We start from the raw sequence: 4425 nt of genomic DNA on the forward strand, positions 1-4425 counted from the left end.
CAGCAGCGCGTGCGCCCGCATCTCCCGCCACCGCTCGGCGCGGACTTCCGGCCGACCTCGCCGGACCTGTACTCGATCGTCTCCTACGTGGACACCCGGTCGGCGCCCGGCGCCGAGCGGTGGCGGGAGACGCGGCCGCACCGCCCGCCGCGTACGCTGCACGTACGCCTGCGGGGAGCGGACGGTGGGCCGCGGCCGCGGCCACGCCGGGCCGGGCCGGCGCGGCGGCGCCCTGGGGGGCGCGCTGAGGGGCGGGGTGCGGCGGGCGGTGCTGCGGCGGGACGCCGCTACCCGCCGAAGTCCTTCGCGTGGTCCTCGGCCCACCGGCTGAAGGGGCGGGCCGGGGTGCCGGTGATCCGCTCGACGGTGGTGGTGATCTCCGGGGGCACGCCCACGGACTCCCGGAAGGTCGCGAGCAGCCGCCCGAGCATCTGCGGGGGCACGTGCGGGAACAGCTCGGGGTCCGCCTCCCCGGGATCGACCTCCACGAAGGTCAGGTTTCGGCCGACGGCCGCGCCGATCGCCTCGATCTGCCCGGCGTTGGTGGTCGCCGCCGGACCGGTCAGCCGGTGCGCGGCGCCCTCGTGGCCGTCGTCCAGCAGGGCGCGCTCGGCGACGGCCGCGATGTCGTCCTCGTGGATCGGCGCGGTCCGCGCGCCCGCGTAGACGCCCCGCACGGTGTCGCCGGCGCGGACCTGCGGTGCCCACTGGAGGGCGTTGGTGGCGAACGCGTGGGGCCGCAGGAAGGTCCACTCCAGCCCGCTCTCGCGGATCCGCCGCTCGGCGGTGGCGTGCAGGACGTGGAGGGGGTGGGTCTCGTCGGCACCGTCGGCGATGATGCCGCTGGACAGCAGGACGGCGTGCCGGACGCCGTGCGCGCGGGCCGCCGCCAGCAGCTGCGGGGTGACGGCCTGGGCGTAGAGGAAGAGCCTCGTCACCCCGTCGAACAGGGCGGCGGGCTCCTCCGTCCGCAGGCGCACCACCTCGGCCCGCTCGGGCAGGGCGGCCCGCTCCGGGTCGCGGGTGAGCGCCCGTACCGGCTCGCCCGCGGCGAGGAGCCGGTCCACCAGGGCACGGCCGACGTTTCCGGTCGCGCCGGTCACTGCGATCACGATGTGGCCTCCAGGGCTCGGTCGATCGTCACGGTCCACCGAGCCTAGGAGGGGTGATCGGGCGCCGCATCGTCACCGAGGACGAGCCGCGGCCCGGGCCGTGCGGCCTACTGCCGCGCCGCTTTGTCGCGCACCCGCAGGGCGCGGGCCAGGTCGTCCAGCTGGTCGGCGACGCCCCGGCGCAGGGACGGGGTGAGGTCGGTGCCGTCCAGACAGGCCTGGCCCAGCCGCAGGTGCCCGGCGTCGACGAAGTGGGCCGGGAAGCAGTGGCGGCCGGCGGCGGCCGCGATGGCGGGGCCGCGGCGGGCGGCGAGGGAGACCGCGTCCTCGTAGAAGCGCGGCACGTACGCGCGCACCAGCTCGGCCTGTTCGGGCTGCCAGAAGCCCTGCGCGGTCGCCGTGAACAGGTAGTTGGACAGCTCGTCGCCGGTGAACATCGCGGCCCAGGCGGCGCGCTTGGCCTCCGCGTCGGGCAGCGCGGCACGGCAGCGGGCGGCGCCCTCCTGGCCGGTGGCGCTGGGGTCGCGGGCCAGTTCGGCGGCGATGGCGGCCTCGTCGGTGGCGCCGAGCACGGCGAGCCGGGCGAGGATGCGCCAGCGCAGCTCGGGGTCGAGCTCCGGGCCGCCGGGCACCGTGCCGTCGGCGAGCCAGGCGGCGATGGTGTCCGGGTGCGCGGCCACGTTGATCAGATGGCGCACGGCGGTCAGCCGCAGGCCGGGGTGGTCGCCGTCCTCGGTGCGCCGCAGCAGGTCGCGGCAGAGGTCGGTGAGGGTGGCCAGGGCGGCCGGGCGCTCCTCGGCCGGCAGGTACTGGTCGGCGATCTTGCCGGTGGCGAAGGCGAGCACGCCCTGGACGACGGCCAGGTCGGTCTCGCGCGGCAGATGGGCGCGGGCGGTCTCCAGGTAGGCGGCGGGCGCCAGATCGCCGTCGCGCACCGCGTCCCGCAGGGCGTTCCACACGATCGCGCGGGTGAGCGGGTCGGGCAGCCCGGACAGGCTGGTGCGCAGCGTCTCGAAGGACTCGGCGTCGAAGCGGACCTTGGCGTAGGTGAGGTCGCCGTCGTTGAGCAGGAGCAGCGCGGGGCGCTTGCCGATGGGCCGCGGGGCGTCCTGCGGGACGTCGAGGGCGATGCGCTCGCGCAGCACCAGCCGGCCCTCGTCGGCGACATCGTGGTCGTACAGTCCGGCGACGAGGTGGTGGGGGCGGCTGCCCTTGCGGTCGACGCTCAGCGTGCAGGCGCCGTCGGCGGCCTCGACGACGGGGGTGAGGGTGTCGACGCCGGTGGTGCGCAGCCAGCCGTCGGCCCAGGCGCGCACGTCGCGTTCGGTGGCGGAGGCCAGGGAGTCGATGAAGTCGGCGAGGGTGGCGTTGCCGAACTTGTGCCGGGCGAAGTGGGTGTTGATGCCGGCGAGGAAGTCCTTCTCGCCCAGCCAGGCGGCCAGCTGGCGCAGCGCGGAGGCGCCCTTGGCGTAGGAGATGCCGTCGAAGTTGAGCAGGGCGGAGGCCGTGTCGTCCACGTTCTCGGGGGCGACCGGGTGGGTGGTGGGGCGCTGGTCGGCCTCGTAGCCCCAGGCCTTGCGGGTGACGCCGAACTCGGTCCAGGGGTCGGTGAACCGGGTGGCCTCGGCCGTGGTCTGGTAGCCCATGTACTCGGCGAAGGACTCGTTCAGCCAGATGTCGTCCCACCACTTGAGGGTGACCAGGTCGCCGAACCACATGTGGGCCATCTCGTGCGCGATGACCATGGCGCGGGTCTGGCGCTCGGTGTCGGTGACGGCCGAGCGGTAGACGAACTCGTCGCGGAAGGTGACCAGGCCCGGGTTCTCCATGGCGCCCGCGTTGAACTCGGGGACGAACGCCTGGTCGTAGGAGTCGAAGGGGTACGGCTCCTCGAACTTCTCGTGGTAGCGGTCGTAGCAGGCGCGGGTGATCTCGAGGATCTCCTCGGCGTCGGCGTCCAGGTGGGGCGCGAGGGAGCGGCGGCAGTGGATGCCGAAGGGCAGCCCGCGGTGCTCGGTGCGCACCGAGTGCCAGGGGCCGGCCGCGACGGCGACCAGGTAGGTGGAGATCGGCGGGGTGGGCGCGGCCTCCCAGACCCCGTCGGCGCGCTGCTCGGTGACGCCGTTGGCGAGCACGCTCCAGCCCTCGGGCGCCTTGACGCGCACCTCGAAGACGGCCTTCAGGTCGGGCTGGTCGAAGGCGGCGAAGATGCGCTGGACGTCGTCCAGGAACAACTGCGTGTAGAGGTACGTCTCGCCGTCGCTCGGGTCGGTGAAGCGGTGCATGCCCTCGCCGGTGCGCGAGTAGCGCATGACCGCGTCCAGGCGCAGTTCGTGCTCGCCCGCGGTGAGGTTCTTCAGCGGCAGCCGGTCCTCGTGCAGCGTGTCCGGGTCCAGGGGCTGTCCGTCGAGCGTGACGGAGCGCAGCTCGGCGGGCTTCACCTCGACGAACGTGTCCCCGTCGGATCGCGCGGCGAACCGGATCACCGTACGGGAGCCGAAGGTCTCGTCCCCGGTGGTGAGGTCCAGTTCGACCGTGTAGCGGTGGACGTCGAGGAGCTGTGCTCGGAGCTGCGCTTCATCGCGCGTGAGTACGGACATGCAGCCATGCTGCCTGATGGGACCGACAGCGCACAGAGGAGGGGCGTTACACGGCCATTGTACGGACCGCCCCTTTGCTCACCGTTGGGACGGTTTCAGCCGCCGTTGGTGTCCTCGGCGATGCGCTCGTGGTGTCTGATCACCTCGGCGATGATGAAGGTCAGGAACTTCTCGGCGAACGCGGGGTCGAGCTTGGCGCTCTCGGCGAGCCTGCGCAGCCGTTCGATCTGGCGGGCCTCGCGGGCCGGGTCGGCGGGCGGCAGCTGGTGCACCGCCTTGAGCCGGCCGACCTGCTGCGTGGCCTTGAAGCGCTCCGCGAGCATGTGGACGACGGCCGCGTCGATGTTGTCGATGCTGTCGCGCAGCCGTTCCAGTTCCTGGCGGACCTCGGGGTCCACGTCACCGGTACCCGTGTTGCTGGTGGTCATGGGCGCCCACTGTATGGGGTCGGCGGGGCGGTTTCACGTGGTGTCCGAGGAGTGGATCGCGCAGCGGCCCGCCGACCCCATACAGTGGGCGCCCATGACCACCAGCAACACGGGTACCGGTGACGTGGACCCCGAGGTCCGCCAGGAACTGGAACGGCTGCGCGACAGCATCGACAACATCGACGCGGCCGTCGTCCACATGCTCGCGGAGCGCTTCAAGGCCACGCAGCAGGTCGGCCGGCTCAAGGCGGTGCACCAGCTGCCGCCCGCCGACCCGGCCCGCGA

General features: G+C 73.5%; 4 protein-coding genes. 1 reads left to right on the forward strand and 3 read right to left on the reverse strand.

The window, feature by feature from the left end; genetic code table 11:
* Window positions 1-287: 287 nt before the first annotated feature.
* From FRZ03_RS30910 to FRZ03_RS30920, 3 genes are all read right to left on the reverse strand, one after another.
* Window positions 288-1112 (reverse strand): NAD(P)H-binding protein, encoded by an 825-nt coding sequence (locus FRZ03_RS30910; protein WP_146468387.1) that lies wholly within the window; start codon window positions 1110-1112, stop codon window positions 288-290.
* A 107-nt stretch (window positions 1113-1219) separates the two neighbouring features.
* Complete coding sequence (gene pepN / locus FRZ03_RS30915) at window positions 1220-3712, reverse strand: aminopeptidase N (protein WP_146468388.1); 2493 nt, start codon at window positions 3710-3712, stop codon at window positions 1220-1222.
* Window positions 3713-3807: 95 nt separating this feature from the next.
* Entirely contained in the window at window positions 3808-4140 is a 333-nt protein-coding gene (locus FRZ03_RS30920; RefSeq protein WP_146468389.1) for a chorismate mutase, read from the reverse strand.
* A gap of 94 nt (window positions 4141-4234) precedes the next feature.
* Between FRZ03_RS30920 and FRZ03_RS30925 the strand changes: the two genes are divergently transcribed.
* On the forward strand, window positions 4235-4425 hold a 191-nt coding region (locus tag FRZ03_RS30925), incomplete at its 3' end, for a chorismate mutase (RefSeq protein WP_186785714.1).

This window comes from Streptomyces misionensis, from assembly GCF_007896895.1.
Lineage (GTDB): Bacteria > Actinomycetota > Actinomycetes > Streptomycetales > Streptomycetaceae > Streptomyces > Streptomyces misionensis_A.